General features: G+C 62.3%; 16 protein-coding genes. 8 read left to right on the forward strand and 8 right to left on the reverse strand.

Annotated features, from left to right (window positions below; genetic code table 11):
* Window positions 1-78 precede the first annotated feature (78 nt).
* The gene (gene recA / locus ASE36_RS09625) at window positions 79-1167 is read right to left on the reverse strand and encodes a recombinase RecA (protein WP_062278650.1); all 1089 of its coding nucleotides are present in this window, start codon (window positions 1165-1167) and stop codon (window positions 79-81) included.
* A 242-nt stretch (window positions 1168-1409) separates the two neighbouring features.
* On the opposite strand from recA, the gene ASE36_RS09630 reads away from it, so the two are divergent.
* Both ASE36_RS09630 and ASE36_RS09635 read left to right on the forward strand, forming a co-directional pair.
* On the forward strand, window positions 1410-2354 hold the full coding sequence (locus ASE36_RS09630) for a carbohydrate kinase family protein (RefSeq protein WP_062278653.1): 945 nt from the start codon (window positions 1410-1412) through the stop codon (window positions 2352-2354).
* Window positions 2355-2382: 28 nt separating this feature from the next.
* Window positions 2383-3309 (forward strand): pseudouridine-5'-phosphate glycosidase, encoded by a 927-nt coding sequence (locus ASE36_RS09635; RefSeq protein ID WP_062278655.1) that lies wholly within the window; start codon window positions 2383-2385, stop codon window positions 3307-3309.
* Between the two features lie 81 nt (window positions 3310-3390).
* On the opposite strand, the gene cckA is transcribed toward ASE36_RS09635, so the two are convergent.
* Window positions 3391-6018 carry a cell cycle histidine kinase CckA gene (gene cckA, locus ASE36_RS09640; protein ID WP_062278657.1) on the reverse strand — a complete coding sequence of 876 codons (2628 nt, stop codon included), beginning with the start codon at window positions 6016-6018 and terminating at the stop codon, window positions 3391-3393.
* Window positions 6019-6280: 262 nt separating this feature from the next.
* Between cckA and ASE36_RS23035 the strand changes: the two genes are divergently transcribed.
* A complete protein-coding gene (locus tag ASE36_RS23035; RefSeq protein WP_062278660.1) occupies window positions 6281-7981 on the forward strand; it encodes a flagellar biosynthetic protein FliO in 1701 nt (566 codons plus the stop codon).
* A gap of 162 nt (window positions 7982-8143) precedes the next feature.
* On the opposite strand, the gene dksA is transcribed toward ASE36_RS23035, so the two are convergent.
* Window positions 8144-8563 (reverse strand): RNA polymerase-binding protein DksA, encoded by a 420-nt coding sequence (dksA, locus tag ASE36_RS09650; protein ID WP_062278662.1) that lies wholly within the window; start codon window positions 8561-8563, stop codon window positions 8144-8146.
* A 275-nt stretch (window positions 8564-8838) separates the two neighbouring features.
* On the opposite strand from dksA, the gene ASE36_RS09655 reads away from it, so the two are divergent.
* The 4 genes from ASE36_RS09655 (at window position 8839) to ASE36_RS09670 (ending at window position 12740) form a co-directional block, all read left to right on the forward strand.
* On the forward strand, window positions 8839-9330 hold the full coding sequence (locus tag ASE36_RS09655; protein WP_062278664.1) for a SixA phosphatase family protein: 492 nt from the start codon (window positions 8839-8841) through the stop codon (window positions 9328-9330).
* A gap of 144 nt (window positions 9331-9474) precedes the next feature.
* Window positions 9475-10947 carry a YcjX family protein gene (locus ASE36_RS09660; RefSeq protein ID WP_062278666.1) on the forward strand — a complete coding sequence of 491 codons (1473 nt, stop codon included), beginning with the start codon at window positions 9475-9477 and terminating at the stop codon, window positions 10945-10947.
* On the forward strand, window positions 10944-12047 hold the full coding sequence (locus tag ASE36_RS09665; RefSeq protein ID WP_062278668.1) for a YcjF family protein: 1104 nt from the start codon (window positions 10944-10946) through the stop codon (window positions 12045-12047). The genes ASE36_RS09660 and ASE36_RS09665 overlap by 4 nt, the downstream gene beginning before the upstream one ends.
* Window positions 12048-12188: 141 nt before the next feature.
* Window positions 12189-12740, forward strand: coding sequence for a hypothetical protein (locus ASE36_RS09670; RefSeq protein WP_062278670.1), 552 nt, complete (start codon window positions 12189-12191; stop codon window positions 12738-12740).
* 40 nt (window positions 12741-12780) lie between these two features.
* Here ASE36_RS09670 and folK read toward each other — a convergent pair whose 3' ends face one another.
* Genes folK through folP form a run of 3 tightly spaced genes read right to left on the reverse strand, consistent with a single transcriptional unit; the run spans window position 12781 to window position 14454 of the window.
* Entirely contained in the window at window positions 12781-13305 is a 525-nt protein-coding gene (gene folK / locus ASE36_RS09675) for a 2-amino-4-hydroxy-6-hydroxymethyldihydropteridine diphosphokinase (RefSeq protein WP_062278672.1), read from the reverse strand.
* Window positions 13286-13657, reverse strand: a complete 372-nt coding sequence (gene folB, locus ASE36_RS09680) for a dihydroneopterin aldolase (protein ID WP_062278674.1) — start codon at window positions 13655-13657, stop codon at window positions 13286-13288. The genes folK and folB overlap by 20 nt, the downstream gene beginning before the upstream one ends.
* On the reverse strand, window positions 13654-14454 hold the full coding sequence (folP, locus tag ASE36_RS09685) for a dihydropteroate synthase (protein ID WP_082511101.1): 801 nt from the start codon (window positions 14452-14454) through the stop codon (window positions 13654-13656). Before folP ends, folB begins: the two co-directional genes overlap by 4 nt.
* Window positions 14455-14646: 192 nt before the next feature.
* Between folP and ASE36_RS09690 the strand changes: the two genes are divergently transcribed.
* Window positions 14647-15267, forward strand: a complete 621-nt coding sequence (locus ASE36_RS09690) for a DUF922 domain-containing Zn-dependent protease (RefSeq protein ID WP_062278679.1) — start codon at window positions 14647-14649, stop codon at window positions 15265-15267.
* A 296-nt stretch (window positions 15268-15563) separates the two neighbouring features.
* Here ASE36_RS09690 and ASE36_RS09695 read toward each other — a convergent pair whose 3' ends face one another.
* Window positions 15564-15884, reverse strand: coding sequence for a 2Fe-2S iron-sulfur cluster-binding protein (locus ASE36_RS09695; protein WP_062278681.1), 321 nt, complete (start codon window positions 15882-15884; stop codon window positions 15564-15566).
* Between the two features lie 117 nt (window positions 15885-16001).
* On the reverse strand, window positions 16002-16376 hold the full coding sequence (locus tag ASE36_RS09700; RefSeq protein ID WP_062278684.1) for a hypothetical protein: 375 nt from the start codon (window positions 16374-16376) through the stop codon (window positions 16002-16004).
* Between the last annotated feature and the right edge of the window lie 22 nt (window positions 16377-16398).

Below are 16398 nucleotides of genomic sequence, written 5' to 3' on the forward strand. Positions count from 1 at the left end.
TCCGCGCGCGCAAATGAAAACCGGCCGCGTTTCGGGTGAAACGCGGCCGGTGAAATTTCCTCGAAAAAGCAGAGCGCCTCAGAGATCTTCGGCAGTGTCCCCGTCATTGGCTTCAGGACCACCATTCTGCAGGAACTTCTCGGCGATCAAACCAGCATTCTGACGGAGCGCCATTTCGATCTCCTGGGCGACAGGCGGGTTGTCACGCAGGAACAGCTTCGCGTTTTCACGCCCCTGGCCCAGCCGCTGGCTGTTGTACGAGAACCAGGCACCCGACTTCTCGACGATGCCGGCCTTGACGCCGAGGTCGACCAGTTCGCCGGTCTTCGACACGCCTTCGCCATACATGATGTCGAATTCGACCTGCTTGAACGGAGGCGCCATCTTGTTCTTGACGACCTTAACGCGGGTCTGGTTGCCCACGACCTCTTCGCGATCCTTGACCGCACCAATACGGCGGATGTCGAGGCGTACCGAGGCGTAGAACTTCAGCGCATTACCGCCGGTCGTGGTTTCCGGCGAACCGAACATGACGCCGATCTTCATGCGGATCTGGTTGATGAAGATGACCATCGTCTTCGACTTGGAGATCGAAGCGGTGAGCTTGCGAAGCGCCTGGCTCATCAAACGAGCCTGCATACCCGGCAAGCTGTCGCCCATTTCGCCTTCGATTTCCGCACGCGGCGTGAGTGCCGCAACCGAATCGACGACGAGAACGTCGATAGCGCCGGAACGCACCAGCGTATCTGTGATTTCGAGCGCCTGTTCGCCTGTGTCCGGCTGCGAGATCAAAAGGTTCTGCAGATCGACGCCGAGCTTGCGGGCATAGACCGGATCGAGCGCGTGTTCAGCGTCGACGAAGGCGCAGATGCCGCCCTTCTTCTGCGCTTCCGCAATCGTCTGCAGCGCCAGCGTCGTCTTACCCGAGCTTTCCGGCCCGTAAATTTCAATAATACGGCCCTTCGGCAAACCGCCAATGCCCAGCGCGATGTCGAGGCTGAGCGACCCCGTCGAGACCGTCTCGACTTCGACCACGCTCTCGTTCGCGCCGAGCTTCATGATCGAGCCCTTGCCGAACGACCGTTCGATCTGCGAGAGCGCCGCTTCCAATGCCTTGCTTTTATCCACCGATTTGTCCTCTACAAGCCGCAAAGAATTCTGTGCCATTCGATCCACCTTTAGGTTATTGAGGCCGCATAGGCAATGAAGCCGCCGATGGACGTTATGTACTCTATTTGTTCTCATTCTGCAAGAGGGCGTGAAGTCTTTCTGCCGACAGCGTTTTCGGGCGTGTGTTCGAATTATGTTCCGCACAACCGCGTGCCCGTTGAATCCGTGGTGCCGGGCCGGGCTCAACGGCTGTCGGATAAGACTTCGATTCGTAGCGCGCGCTGTGAGGTGCGGCTGCCATGACCGTCGAAATCCTGGCCATTGGTGGCGCCCATCTCGACCGCCGCGCCCGCATCTCAGGCGACACGAAGCCGGGCGCCAGCAATCCCGGTCGCTGGTTCGAGGAGCCGGGTGGCGGCGTCTTCAATGCCGCCCGCAACCTCGCCCGCCTCGGCCGCGCTGTGCGGCTGATCGCGCCACGCGGCGGCGACGCGGCCGGCCAGGCCGTCGCGGACGCAGCAGAACGAGCCGGCATCGAGGACTGGCCCGTCATGTTCCTGGACAGGGCGACCCCGAGCTACACCGCCATTCTGGAGAATGACGGAAACCTGGTCATCGCGCTTGCGGACATGGCCCTCTACGACGCCTTTGTCGCGCGGAGGCTGAGAGCGCGTTCGATGCGTGAAAGCCTCACGGTTGCCGGCCACGTGCTTTGCGACGCGAACCTGCCACCCGAAACCCTCTCGGCACTCGCAGCTTCAGCAGCCCGGCTCGGGCGCGGGGTCTCCGCCATCGCGATCTCGCCCGCCAAGGTCGTCCGGCTGCGCGGGGCCTTCCCGAACCTCGATCACCTCTTCATGAACGGTGCCGAGGCCGAGGCGATCGCCGGCAAAAGGGCGGACCAACCAGAAGACTGGCCAAACCTCCTTCGCGCCTGCGGCTTGCGCGGCGGTTCGGTGACCTCGGGTAGCGGACGCACGATTGCCTTCGATGCAGAGCGCATTGCCGTCATCGAACCTGCCACCATCGAGACGATCGGCGATGTCACCGGCGCCGGCGACGCCTTTGCCTCCGGTTTCCTCCATGCAAGGCTTGCCGGCGGTGATCTTTGCGAAGGGCTGCGGCTGGGCACCGCCTGCGCCGCCATCACCCTTGCCTCGCCCCATGCGACCGATGAAAATCTGTCCGCAGCCCGGCTCGACACGCAGTTGTCACTTGTCCCCCCGGCCCGTTTCCTGCCATGACGGGCCGTTCCAGCTTGAAAGATCTCCCATGACCCGTTCCATCTCCCCCCTCCTGCCGATCGCCTATTCCAGCGAAGTGACGGCTGCCAAGCAGCGCGGCGCTGCCATCGTCGCGCTCGAATCCACCATCATCACCCATGGCATGCCCTATCCCGGCAATCTGGAGATGGCGCTGAGCGTCGAAAACATCATCCGCCAGCAGGGCGCAGTCCCTGCCACCATCGCCGTCATCAAGGGTGTGCTGCATATCGGACTTGAGCCGGCCCAGTTGGAAGAGCTTTCCCAGATGGAACACGTGATGAAGCTGTCGCGCGCCGATCTGGCCTTCGCGATTGCCGAGCGGCGCAATGGTGCCACCACGGTCGCTGCCACCATGATCGCCGCCTACCGCGCCGGCATCCATGTCTTTGCAACCGGCGGCATTGGCGGCGTGCATCGCGGCGCCGAAGAGAGCTTCGACATTTCGGCAGACCTTGAGGAACTGGCCCGCACTGGCGTCATCGTCGTCTCGGCCGGCCCGAAGGCGATCCTCGACATTCCGAAGACCCTGGAAGTGCTCGAAACTCGCGGCATACCCGTGGTCACCTATGACAGCGAGGAATTCCCCGCTTTCTGGTCGCGCAGCTCGGGCCTGAAGAGCCCCCTCAGCCTGCCGAGCCCCGCCGCCATCGCCAACTTCCAGAAGATGCGCGACGAACTCGGCATTGCCGGTGGCATGCTGATCGCTAACCCGGTCCCGGAAGCAGATGAAATCCCGCGCGAGGAGATGGAGATCTACATCAGCCGCTCGCTCGCCAATGCCGAACGCGACGAGATCGTCGGCAAGGCAGTCACGCCTTACCTGCTGGACAACCTCTTCCACCTGACCGGCGGCCGCAGCCTAAAGACCAATATCGCACTGGTCGAGAACAATGCGCGCCTCGCCGCCGAGATCGCGGTCGCCCTGAACGGCTGATCAATTCCGACAGGCTGAAACGAAAGAACCCGCCGGATTGCTCCGGCGGGTTCTTTCGTATTCGTTGTTGACGCTGCTCGCTCAGCCCTCGCCATCCAGCATTTCGCGCACGGCAACGGCCAACTGCTTGAGCGAGAAAGGTTTCGGCAGGAAGCCGAACTTGGCATCGGCAGGAAGATTGCGGGCAAAGGCATCCTCCGCATAACCCGAAACGAAGATGAACTTCAGGTCCGGGTATTTCTTCCTGAGCTCGGTGAGCAGGGTAGGCCCGTCCATTTCGGGCATGACGACGTCGGAGACGACGATGTCCACCTCACCGTTCAGCTCGTCCATGATGTCGAGCGCCTCGACGCCGGAACCCGCCTCATGCACGGTATAGCCGCGCGTCTCCAGCATGCGCTTGCCGCCGCGCCGCACCGCCTCTTCGTCCTCGACCAGAAGCACCACGGCCGACTTGCCGGTGAGATCCTTGCCATCGGCGGACGCATCGGCAGAGTTTGCGGGTGTGGCGGGCGGGAGATTGCCGGAGGCTGCGATGACTGCAGCCTTGGCTTCCTCGGAAACAACGACAACCTCGGGAATATGTCGCGGCAGGAAAATGCGGAAGGCCGTGCCCTTGCCCACTTCCGATTCCGGATAGATGTAGCCGCCCGATTGCTTGACGATGCCATAGACCATGGCGAGCCCAAGCCCGGTGCCCTTGCCGACTTCCTTGGTGGTGAAGAAGGGCTCGAAGATCTTGTCCATGATCTCGGGCGCGATGCCGGTTCCGGTGTCGGCCACTTCCACCAGCACCATCTCTTCCGCCGGCAAACCGCGATAGCCAAACTCCGCAGCCTCGTCACCGCTGACATTGCGCGTCGACACGGTAATCGTGCCGCCCTGTGGCATGGCGTCCCGTGCGTTGACGCAAAGGTTGATCAGCACCTGTTCGAACTGCGACAGATCGGTTTTGACCGGCCAGAGGTCACGGCCATATTCGACCTTGAGCTTGACGTTCGAGCCGGAAATCAGCCGGTCGACCAGCATGCGCAGGTCACCGATGACGTCGGTCAAATTCAGCACGCTGGGCCGCATCGTCTGCTTGCGCGAGAAGGCGAGCAATTGCCGTACCAGCACGGCGGCACGATTGGCATTGCGCTTGATTTCCATCAGATCGGCAAAGCTTGCATCCGAAGGACGTGCCTGCAAAAGCAGGTGGTCGGACGAAAGCAGGATGGCCGTCAGCACGTTGTTGAAGTCATGCGCAATCCCGCCGGCAAGCGTTCCCACGGCGTTCATCTTCTGCGTCTGCGCCATCTGCGCCTCAAGCGCCTTCTGGTCGGTCACGTCGACCGCATAAACGATCGCGGCCTCTTCCGGCGCCTCGTCGCTCTGGTCGATCACGGCATTGACATAGAAGCGGAAATGCCTGGTGTCATTGGTCGGATGGCGACTGTCGATGGGCGTGATGTCGACCTGCCGGTCCATGGCCGCTGCCAGAGCCGCTTGAAAGGCTTCGCGTTCGCTCTCGTGCAAGACGACCTCGATACGACCGTGCCGCTCGATTTCATCGCGCGAGATGATGTCGGCGAAGAGCTTCATGAAAGGCGCATTGGTGCGCAGAATGCGGCCTTCGCCATCGACCGAGGCAATCGCCATCGGCGTATTGTTGAAGAAGCGCGTGAAGCGCATCGAGGCGACCGAATCCGACTGGTCGGAACCTTCGCCCTGCTGGCGGGCGAGCACGATCGACCGGCTTTCGCCCGGCGCCCCGTCGCGGGCGGCGCGCACGCGGTGCACCAGCCTCACCGGCAGGCTCTGGCCGTTCACCCGACGGAGATCGAGATCGAGCGTTTCCGTCCGCGCCTGGCCGGGCTCCGCCTGCACGGAGTTGATCAGCGCCATGCCTTCACCGGCAACGAGATCGCTGATCGACATGGAACCGGGGCTGAACTGGGTCAGATCCACGCCCAGCCACTCGGCGAGCGTCGCGTTGATATAATAGATCTCGCCCTTGCGCCCGGCGGAGAAGAAGCCGGCCGGTGCATGGTCGAGATAGTCGATTGCGTGCTGCAGCTCCTTGAAAAAGCGCTCCTGATCGTCCCGCTCGGACGTAATGTCGGAGATTTGCCAGACATGAAGACCACGGCCACGGCCCTCGCCCGGCAAAAGGCGCGCTTTCAGCCGGTACCAATGCGCGCCGGAACCGTTTGTCGTCAGGCTGCCGATCGGCTTTAACAGGCGGAATTCCTCGTAGCTTTCGCGCCCCTCGCGCAACCCGTTGGTCAAGCGGTAAAGCGCTTCGCTCGACTCGCGGTAGCGCGACAGAAGAGCCTCAAGCGTCTGCACCTCGGTCGCCTTCTTCGCGCCGGTCATGGCGCCATAAGCGGCATTGGCAAAGACGATCCGCCCTTCGGCGTCTGTGATCAGCGTGCCCTCCGGCTGGCTCGCAAGGAAGTGCCGGGCCAGACCGTCACCATGCGGCTGCGGCATGACCTCAACGAAGCCGATCACCGCCGAGACGATGAAGAAGATGCCCATCATCGCCAGAATGCCGAGCACCCCGAGCACGACCTGGTTGTCGAGCTGGTCGCGGAACACGACGAAGGCAGCAGCTGCCGCGAGCAGCACCAGCGCCAGCAAGAGGATGCGCAGCGCTGCACCAATGCCACCGCGACGATCAACCAGCGGGCTGTCTCCGTCGCGGTCGTTGAGCTGTCGTGTCATGAATGCCTCTTGCCTTTAAGCGCGCCGTATCCCGAACATCGCCCGAGAATCGGTGCAGCCTCCTGTTTAACAATTTGCCCGTACCGCAAAAAGCGAAGAAAGGCTGAGAATCCCGGCTGCAACCACTATCCCACAGGATTGCCGCATTCAGGACTGATAGCATGGCGACGCTTTGGCGTCCTCAACATCGACAGGACAAAAACCGCGGATTGCAGACAGCAACGTCTTCTGCCAGAAAAGCCTGCTAAAGGGAGCGTTTAAAATGCTGGATGAACTGATTTCCGCCTATGGCAACCGTTTTCTGGTCGCGGCACTTGGGGTCAGTCTGGCGCTGCTCTGCCTCTTCATCGTCCTCTGGGTCCTGCGCAATCGGGCGCCCTCGCCCTTCGTGCGCGGCGGACGCAACCGTCAGCCGCGTCTGCAGGTGCTGGATGCGGCGGCCGTCGACACCCGCCGGCGCATTGTTCTCATCCGCCGCGACAATGTCGAGCATCTTGTGATGATCGGTGGCCCGACGGATCTGGTGATCGAGTCCGGCATTGGCGACGAGCGCCACTATCTCAATGCGCGCGCCCTCCAGACGCAGCCGATCGAGGACGAGGCAAGGCTCGCGCAGCAGCAGACAGCCAGCCTTCCCGCAACTGAACCGTTCGAGAGCAGACCGCTGCCCCAATCCGCCATGGTCGCGCCGAAAGCAGATCTGATCGAGCGTGATCTGTCGGAAACCGTCCGATCGGAGCAGTTGAAAACGCAGGTCGACGCCTCGTATGCCGAAATCTCTCAAGTCCGCAGACAGCAGGCAACCGCAGCCGATCGCCCGCGCCCGGCTCCGATTGCTGACCGCGACCTGGTCCAGCGCCCGACAGCAGAGACGTCCGCATCCGTGACGGCTGGAACCGCGAGTGTTTCTCGACCGGCAGCACCGGCTGGCGCCATGCCGGGCAACGTAGTGCGGCAACCGGCAGCGGCTCCGATCATTGCCGCTGCAGCAACGGCAGCGCCCGCGATGGCGGTGCAGACACCAACGTCCCCGGCAAGGCAGTCTGAGCCGGCAACGGTATCTACCCCCACTGCCATGCCCCGTCAGGAGCAGCCAAAGGAGACGGCCCCTGCCTCGGCTGCTTTCTCTCCGGAACTGCATGTCGGGCCAACTGTTATCGCCACGCAGATCTCGGCCGTTGATGAACCGGCAGCACCTTCCGGCCGGCTGATCGAGGAACCGGCAACGGCGATTTCGACCAACCTATCGGTCCAGGCCGCGGAAGAAGAAACAACGCCGGCGCTTGACGCCCCGGCTGTGACCAGCCCGGCGGTCAGCGCTTCAGCGGTGCAGGCTGCCGAACCTACTTTCGTTGCCCCCTCCATCGACGAGCGCCCGCACTCGTCTGTGGTCGCTGCGCCGTCTTCCGAGATCGAGCCCCCCGTCCGGACATCAACATCGGTCGCGGTTGAGGCCGATCCCGTGATCGACGTCGCGCCACCCGTTCGCACCGAGGCGATAGCGTCTTCGGCAGAAGATGTTCTGGAGGCCGCCCGCGCGCGGGTTCTGTCAATGCCTGTCAATGAAGGCGCGCCTCGCCCGTTCGAGGCGGCACGTTTTGCCTCCTCAGGACCGGGCACCATGACCGCCAATGCGCAACCTTCGGAAATCGCTCGCGACGAGAGCCCGGCCCCCCGGGACATCAGCGATTTCGAGCGCGTCCTGGAAGAGGAAATGGCCCTGCATATTGCAGCCGATCCGGGTCCGCAGAGACCACAGCCGGCAGCCGCGCCGGCCGTTCCGCCGCTTCTTCCCGAAACGCGACCGGACCGTCCGAGGCTTCCGATCGGCGCCATCGCTGCCGAGCCACGCCCCGCTGCCACGCCTGCAGGCGCCAATCCTGCTCAGCCGGCGGAAGAACCCAATCTGCAGACCGAGATCGCGCGGATCTTTGGTGAAATGTCCGCGAGCCGCAACCCGTAAGGGACGAAGAATGCTGGGCGTGGGCTCGTCGATCAGACCCGCGCTCATCTGCAGAGACGGTCTCGCAAAATCACAGCAGACAGCAAAAGGCCCGCCAAAAGCGGGCCTTCGACAAAATGTCGTTAATTCGGGTTTTGTACCCGCCGGGCAAGAGCGCCGGCTTTATTCGTCGCGATAGACCTTTTCGCGACGTTCGTGACGCTCCTGCGCCTCGATCGACAACGTCGCGATTGGGCGCGCATCCAGCCGCTTCAGGCCGATCGGCTCGCCGGTCTCCTCACAGTAACCGTAGGTGCCGTCTTCGATACGCTGCAGCGCCGCGTCGATCTTCGAGATCAGCTTGCGCTGACGGTCGCGGGCTCTCAGTTCAATGGCACGGTCGGTTTCGGAAGAAGCCCGGTCAGCGAGATCCGGATGGTTGGCGCTTTCTTCTGCGAGGTGTTCGAGGGTCTCGCGCGCTTCGCGGAGAATGTCGTTTTTCCAGGCGATCAGCTTTGCCCTGAAATAGGCCCGCTGGTTCGCGTTCATGAACTCATCGTCTTCCGAGAGCACATAATTGCTAAGATTGATCTTCTCACTCAACGCGATTCTCCTGAAGAACATCTCAATGGGCGGCTGTATATCCTTTCAACGCAAGCGGTTCAAGCCTTGTGAATGTTTCCTCGGCATTTTTAAATCTGTTATATTTTTGAGCTAAATTTCTATTTTTTAAGCATAAATTGGAATGATGCTCGCTCGCGCCTTGAGAGCCTACGCTACGGCAGGACAGCGGAATGGGTCGCTCCACACCGGTTGACGCCGATGCCTCCGACCCGCTAGTTCAGGAGTCTGGACGATCACACCCGAAAGCCTGACGGATGACGCCTTCGATCTTGGTTCCCAAACGCCTCTATCTGCTGCGGCATGCAAAATCCGGTTGGGCAGAGCCCGGTGGCCGGGATTTCGACCGCAGCCTCTCCGATGCCGGATTTGCCGAAGCGGAACTGCTCGCCGAAACGGCAGCAGACCGGAACTACCGTCCCGATCTCGTCATCGCGTCCACCGCCAAGCGTTGCCGGCAGACGGCGGAGGCCCTCAACCGGGTCTTCTCCGGCCTTGTCGAATTCCGCTATGTGGACGAACTCTACAATGCACCGGCTGAAACCTATCTTGAGATCATGGGCTCGACGCGTGGCATCCCGGCCCTGATGCTGATCGGGCACAATCCGGCGATCGAGGAAGTTTTTGCCAATCTCTGCGGCAACGAAACCGTGGCCCGGACCGTGCCGGAAGGTTATCCCACTGCGGGTCTTGCGGTCATTGATGCCGTCGACGACAGCTGGCGCCTGGCCGATTTCGTCGTCGGCTGAACAGGGATTTTCGCAGAGGTTGGAACCGCAAATCTGCACTAGCCTTTTTTGGCCATGCTGCAAGGCCTATATGCGAGGCGTCGCCCGCACGACTGCAGCCGCGAAAGCGCAACAGCGACCTCTATTGCCAGCGCAGGATCCCGAATGCCTCCCTCCCTGACCAGCCTGACCGATGAAGCCGCGATCGCCTTCGACAACCTGACGGACCGTGCGGCCCATCTGATCAATCCGACGATCCGCCTCGGCGTCACGGGCCTGTCGCGCGCCGGCAAAACGGTCTTCATCTCGTCGCTGGTGCACAACCTGCTGCATGGCGGCCGTCTTCCGCTGTTCGAGCCGCTGCGCGCCGGCCGCATCACGGCAACGTCGCTACAAGAGCAGCCCGACGATGCCGTGCCGCGCTTCCAGTACGAGGACCATATCCGCGCGCTGGTGGAAGACAGGATCTGGCCGGACTCGACGCGTGCCATTTCCGAGCTTCGGCTGACCATCGAGTACCGCAGCGCCAGCGCCTGGAGCCGCATGCTCTCGCCAGGCCGCCTGTCGATCGACATTGTCGATTATCCCGGCGAATGGCTGCTCGACCTGCCGCTGCTCGGTCAGGATTATCGCAGCTTTTCTGAAGCGACGACGGCCCTCGCTCGAACCGGCATCCGCGCTGAACTCTCCCGTCCCTGGCTGGATCTCGCCGAAACCATAGACCCGGAGGCGCCCGCAGACGAGATGACAGCCCGGCGACTGGCGGAAGCCTTCACCGAATACCTGCGTCACTGCAAGTCGGACGAGCGTTCGTTCTCCACCCTGCCGCCCGGCCGTTTCCTGATGCCGGGCGACCTTGAAGGATCTCCTGCCCTCACCTTCGCCCCGCTTCCCGCACTCGCTGAAGGACGGGCACCCAAAGGCTCGCTCCGGGCGATGATGGAGCGCCGCTTCGAGGCATACAAGTCGGTGGTGGTGAAACCCTTCTTCCGCGAGCACTTCGCGCGGCTCGACCGGCAGATCGTCCTTGTCGATGCGCTGCAGGCGATCAATCGCGGACCGGAAGCGGTCCAGGATCTGGAGCGGGCACTGGCGGAAGTGCTCGCCTGCTTCCGCGCCGGTTCGAACACTTTCCTCACCTCGCTCGTGCGCCGACGCATCGACCGCGTGCTGGTCGCCGCCACCAAGGCGGATCACCTGCATCATGAAAGTCACGATCGGCTGGAAACGCTGACGCGTCGCCTCGTTAACCGCGCGATCCGCAGCATTAACATGAACGGTGCGGGCATTGAGGTCATGGCGCTTGCATCCGTGCGCGCCACCCGCGAGGCAAACGTCAAGCAGGACGGCCATGACCTGCCCGTCATCGTGGGCACGCCCATGGCCGGAGAGCGGATCGGCCCGGAAACCTTCGACGGCAACCGCAAGACCGCCGTATTCCCCGGCGACCTGCCGCAAGACCCGGAAGCCTATTTCCGCTCGGTCGACCTGGGCGATGCATCCGCCGCTTTGCCGGACCTCAGCATCGTCCGTTTTCGCCCGCCCCATCTCAACGAGAAGGGTGGCATCACGCTCTCGGTGCCGCATATCCGCCTCGACCGGGCACTGCAATTTCTGCTGGGGGACCGCCTCACATGACCAAAAGAACAGGACAGGACGAAACGTCCCGCACACCCGCCCCGGGCCGCAGACCGACAGCCTTCACCGTCGAGCCCGACCCGACGCGAATCGAGAGCCGCCAGGGCGAGACGGCAAGCCGCGCGCCCCGCAGCTTTTCCGGCGAGGTAGAGATCGTGCCGGACGAACGAGATCCTTTCACCGGCGTCGCAAGCGAAGTCGACACCTTGCCGGTCGCCCTTCCGCGCCGGCGCCGCTTTTCCTTTGCCCGGATCGCGATGGGCGCGTTCGGCTTCCTGCTCTCGCTCGCCTTCGGCCTCAGGGTCGACCGCCTGATCCGCGACCTTTTCTCCCGTGCCGACTGGCTCGGCTACACGGCAATCGCAGTGCTCGCCGTCGGAATTCTTGCCCTGATCATCGCCGTGGGGCGGGAGGTCGCGGGGCTCTATCGGCTGGACGCGGTGCAGAACCTCAAAACCGATGCGCAAGTTGCGGCATCAAGCATGAAGCGCAAGGACGCCACCGCCGTCGTGAACCGCCTGTCGAGCCTTGTTGCCCATCGCCCGGAAACGGCGCGCGGTCGCAAGACGCTGGAATCGGTCGAGGATGACATCATCGACGCGCCGCAGCTGATCGATCTTGCCGAACGCGAATTGCTCGGCCCGCTCGACATCAAAGCCCGCGCGCTGATCCTCAACTCGTCCAAGAGGGTTTCCGTCGTGACCGCCGTCAGCCCGCGGGCGGTGGTCGATCTGGCCTATGTGCTGTTCGAGGTGGTGCGGCTGGTGCGAGCCATGGCCGAGCTTTACGGAGGCCGGCCCGGCTCCTTCGGCATGCTGCGGCTGCTGAAGGATGTCTTTGCCCATCTGGCCGTCACAGGGTCGATCGCGATCGGCGACGGGTTGGCGCAACAGGTGCTCGGCCATGGGCTTGCCGCCCGACTGTCGAGCCGCCTCGGCGAAGGCGTGATCAACGGGCTGATGACGGCGCGCATCGGTATCGCCGCCATGGATCTCTGCAGACCGCTGCCTTTCCACGCCAGTAAACGCCCCGGAATCGGCGATTTCATCGGCGACCTGACACCAAGCATGACCGGCAAAAGTGACGGCAGGACCGCCTGAGTCTTTTCAGTCACACAGCGACATCGAGTGCTGTTTGCCAATTGTCGAAAGTCTCAATTGAGGCTATTGGCAATGATGCATTAACCATTATTCCGCTAGGGTTCTTGCGGGGCTTCTGGTTTCTCGTACCAAGGTAAATCGATGTTTGACCGCTTCTCGACAGTCGGCCGCTGCGCCGCAATTTTCGTTGCCGCGACGCTGCTGCCGGTCGCAGCCGCTGATGCCGCTTCGCGTGACAAGCGCTTTTTCGAATCGGTCGCAGGCGTCTGGAAGGGCCCGGGCGAGATCGTGGCTGGCAAGTACAAGGGCACCAAGTTCACCTGTAATCTGATCGGCCTGCCGTCTGAAGGAAAGGAAACCGGCCTGAAACTCGACGGCACCTGCCGCGTCGGCGTTTTCAGCCAGCCGATGTCAGCGGTCATCTCGCAGAATGGCGGCTCCTACAAGGGCCAGTTCCTCGACGGCGCAGACGGCAAGGGTCTCGACATCGTCTCGGGCACCATCACGGGCAATCGCGCCGTCATGGGCATCAATCGCGCCAAGCTCAACGGCGCCATGGTCGCCCGCCTTGAGCAGGACGACGCGATGAACATCACCATCTCGGTCAAGGTCGAAGATCGCATGATCCCGGTCATCGGTCTGAAGCTCAACCGCCAGGCAACCGCCATGGCCGAGACTGCGGACAACGAATAACGGCCGCACGTCTCACCGGAACTGCACACCCCGATACGGTTCAACCGCGCCACCAGGCGCGGTTTTCGTTTGCAACGGCAATGCCAGCGCCATCAGCCTCGCCCAGCCAGTCAGCAACGCTGCGTCCATCAACGATCATCTCGGCGGCAAAATCGGCAAGCGGCATCAGCACGAAGGCCCGCTGCGTCATGCGCGGATGCGGGATCGTCAGATGATCGCCCTCAATTGTCAGCGAGCCATAGGTGAGAATGTCGATATCGATGGTGCGCGGCCCCCAGCGCTCGATCCGCACCCGCTTCATATCCCGCTCGATGTCGAGGCAGGCGGCAAGCAAAGCCTGCGGCTCCAGCCGCGTCTCCACGGCCGCACAGCAATTGTAGAAATCGGCCTGATCCGTCTTGCCCCAGGGCGGTGTGCGGTAGAGCCGCGACACCTCGGTCACCCGACAGTCGTCGCGACTGTCAAGACGCCGCAGCGCATCTGCCATTGCGGCCCGCGGATCGCCGATATTGCCGCCGAGACCCAGCGTGGCGAGCGGCCACGCATCACGTTCTGAACTGTTCAACACTCACCTGCACATGGTCGAGGATCCCGGCAATCGGGGCACTGGGCTTGCGCACGGTGATCCGGCAGCGCAGCATTTCGGGAAAACGATCGAGCAGCCCGCGCGCGATTGCGAGCGCCAGCGCTTCGATCAATTGCCGGCGGCTGCCGGTCACGATCTCCTGGATGATCTCGAAGGCGATGCCGTAATGCACGGTTCCCTCAAGCGTATCCGTCTCGGCAGCCTTAAGCGCGTTGACGTCGAACTCGGCATCGACGAAAAAGCGCTGGCCGAGCACGCCCTCCTCGGGAAAAACGCCGTGATGGGCAAAGAACGCGCAGTTTTTCAGGGTAATGGTGAAAATGCCGCTCATGTCTGCGCGCTCCCTGCAGTCTCCGTGCGTTTATGCGCAGCCAGCATAGCATCGGCCATGGCAAGTGCGTCCCGGTTGATCGCGACATTGTGGACCCGGAAAACGGAGGCGCCCTTCAATCGCAGCGCCACGGTTGTCGCAGCCGTTGCAGCATCCCGCTCAGAGGCGTCCCGGCCTGTGATGCTGCCGAGGAAACGCTTGCGGGACGTGCCGACGAGAAGTGGCAGCCCGAGATCGTGCAGTTCCTCGAAGCGTGAAAGCAGCGCCATGTTCTCCTCCACCGTTTCCTTGGCGAAGCCGAAACCCGGATCGAGCATGATTGTTTCCGGCGCAACACCGGCGGCTTCGGCGATCGCCAATGACCGGGCGAAGAACCAGCGTTGATCCGCGATCGGATCTGCGAGCTTCTCGCGCCCGCGTCCCGTATGCATGATACAGAGACCGGCTCCGAACCGGGACGCGATATCAGCGATCTCGGGCTCGCGCTGCAGGCCGTGGACGTCGTTGATGATATGCGCACCGGCCTCGACCGCCGCAAGCGCGGTACTTGCCCGATAGGTATCAATCGACAGCAGCGCCTCGGTGCGGCCGGAAAGTGCGCGGATCACCGGAAGCACTCGCGCCAGTTCCTCGTCGGCACTGACGGGTGCGGCGCCAGGCCGTGTCGATTCCCCGCCGATATCCAGGATCTGCGCGCCGTCCTCGACACACTGCAGTGCATGAGAAACGGCCGCTTCCGTGCTCAAGTGCAATCCACCATCGGAAAAGGAATCGGGCGTCACGTTGATAATCGCCATCAGTGCCCCGCGTTCCGTCACCTCGAGATTGCGGCCATGGGCCACACGCCAAATTGTCCGTTTGCCGGTCGCCAACTGGGTTCTATCCTCTCGACGGAAATCTGCGAAGCTGCGATAGTGCAACTGCGTTGGCTATGCCCCAAGGGCGAGGCGAACACAACATCGCGGACATGAAACATCGCGGATAGAAGCATGACATCATACAGCCGTCTGTGGGCGATGCTCCTCCTGGGCGCCCTGACCGGCCTCTTCCCAAACGCGGCGCAATCCGAAACCATCGTTCGCAAATCCATCAGCTATTTCCAGATCGGCGGCACGACTGCATCCGACCTCGATGATGAACTCGCCCGCAAGGGCCCCTTCACCCAGGCGACAGGCAACCGCCATCCCGGCGCCACCCAGATCCGCTTCGGCGGCGACCTCACCTACACGAAACGTGGCACGCGCTGCGCGGTCGAAGGCGTGACAGTTAAGCTTGAAACCAAGATCATCCTCCCCCGCTGGAAGAACCGCAAACGGGCCTCGGCCGAAATGGCCATGATCTGGGACGCACTCTCTGCCGACATCAAGCGGCATGAGGAGCGCCACGCCGAGATCGCCCGCCAGCACGCGAAGCTTCTTGAAGCACGGCTGATGAAACTGCGTCCGGAGCGGGATTGCGAGCGTCTTCAGGATAAGGTTACGGCCGTGACCGATGAAGTCACCCGCGCCCATGACGCCGCGCAGATGAAGTTCGATCGCATTGAGTCGCAAAATTTCGAGGACCGCATGCTGCGCATCCTCCGCCACCGCAGTGGCAACGCGCAGAATTAGCAGCAAATCACCACTCAATTTTGAGAGGCAACATTGGCTGCAACGCCACGGCTTGCCCGAAACTTGCAGCGCGGCCTGTGAATAACCGGCAATTTCTGCTCGTGGCTCTTGATACAAATCTTAAATATAAGTGTCATCGAAAACGTTGATTGAGCGTTCCCGATTTTTCCCTGTTCTCCCGGCGCGTCCTGTTGCCACAGGTGCTTCCTCCCTCGCCTGTTTTGGCGATGCGCCCCCTTGCCCCGTCGCCCGGATTCCGGGAGGCGGGGCTTTTTTTTCGGGGGTTAAGAAGCGTGTCAGCCCTGCCGCTCGGGCACGTGTACGATGAGCCCGTCGAGTGCCGGACCCACCTTGATCTGACAGGAGAGACGCGAAGTCGGACGAACGTCGACGGCAAAGTCGAGCATGTCTTCTTCCATGGCAGAAGGCTGGCCGGTCTTTTCCGTCCAGGCATCATCGACATACACATGACAGGTGGCACAGGCACACGCACCGCCGCATTCTGCATCGATGCCGGGAACGGAGTTACGAACGGCATTTTCCATGACCGTCGAGCCGTCCTGTGCCGCGATGTCGAAGCGCGTGCCGTCGAATGCGATGATGCTGATATTTGTCATGATGTGCGTATCCAGACTTCGCCAATGTGAAAATCGGCGAAGTCTTCTCGCAATTTTAGAGCCCAGTCAACTCACGGACGGGTATCCGACCGGCTCTGGCGAAGCGCGACTGAAGGCTCAGCGCGCCAGCTTGAGGATGAAATGTTCGGCTTCCAGAACTGCGCTAGCAACTGAGGCCAGAGTGTCATTGTTGACGCCCTTGCTGTCCACCAGTTCGGCAGAACTCGCCACCCGCAGGGCTCCAACCGAAATGGCGGCATTGCGCAGGCGCTGGGCAGCAGCCTTAATCTCGACCTTATCGGACTTGGCCGAAAGCGCCTGGAGACAACCGCGCGCCTGGCGAGCAAACATCTGCAGGATCTCGATCTCCACCGCCTTGTCGCCCTTGGTCTGGGTTGCCAGGTGGACCAGATCGATCGGCCGATCCTTGGAGGGGGTGCGAGCCTGCCGGCTCTCGGGGGCGTCGAACGCGACGTTGAATGCTGCAGCCATGCCAAAGGACCTTCTTTTCTTG

It is taken from the genome of Rhizobium sp. Root274 (genome assembly GCF_001429245.1).
GTDB lineage: Bacteria > Pseudomonadota > Alphaproteobacteria > Rhizobiales > Rhizobiaceae > Allorhizobium.

Bases quoted from the DNA above. Each gene is read 5' to 3' on its own strand.
- recA (WP_062278650.1), bottom strand. From the start codon at position 1,167: ATGGCACAGAATTCTTTGCGGCTTGTAGAGGACAAATCGGTGGATAAA.
- ASE36_RS09630 (WP_062278653.1), top strand. From the start codon at position 1,410: ATGACCGTCGAAATCCTGGCCATTGGTGGCGCCCATCTCGACCGCCGC.
- ASE36_RS09635 (WP_062278655.1), top strand. From the start codon at position 2,383: ATGACCCGTTCCATCTCCCCCCTCCTGCCGATCGCCTATTCCAGCGAA.
- cckA (WP_062278657.1), bottom strand. From the start codon at position 6,018: ATGACACGACAGCTCAACGACCGCGACGGAGACAGCCCGCTGGTTGAT.
- ASE36_RS23035 (WP_062278660.1), top strand. From the start codon at position 6,281: ATGCTGGATGAACTGATTTCCGCCTATGGCAACCGTTTTCTGGTCGCG.
- ASE36_RS09655 (WP_062278664.1), top strand. From the start codon at position 8,839: ATGACGCCTTCGATCTTGGTTCCCAAACGCCTCTATCTGCTGCGGCAT.
- ASE36_RS09660 (WP_062278666.1), top strand. From the start codon at position 9,475: ATGCCTCCCTCCCTGACCAGCCTGACCGATGAAGCCGCGATCGCCTTC.
- ASE36_RS09665 (WP_062278668.1), top strand. From the start codon at position 10,944: ATGACCAAAAGAACAGGACAGGACGAAACGTCCCGCACACCCGCCCCG.
- ASE36_RS09670 (WP_062278670.1), top strand. From the start codon at position 12,189: ATGTTTGACCGCTTCTCGACAGTCGGCCGCTGCGCCGCAATTTTCGTT.
- folB (WP_062278674.1), bottom strand. From the start codon at position 13,657: ATGAGCGGCATTTTCACCATTACCCTGAAAAACTGCGCGTTCTTTGCC.
- folP (WP_082511101.1), bottom strand. From the start codon at position 14,454: ATGGCGATTATCAACGTGACGCCCGATTCCTTTTCCGATGGTGGATTG.
- ASE36_RS09690 (WP_062278679.1), top strand. From the start codon at position 14,647: ATGACATCATACAGCCGTCTGTGGGCGATGCTCCTCCTGGGCGCCCTG.
- ASE36_RS09695 (WP_062278681.1), bottom strand. From the start codon at position 15,884: ATGACAAATATCAGCATCATCGCATTCGACGGCACGCGCTTCGACATC.
- ASE36_RS09700 (WP_062278684.1), bottom strand. From the start codon at position 16,376: ATGGCTGCAGCATTCAACGTCGCGTTCGACGCCCCCGAGAGCCGGCAG.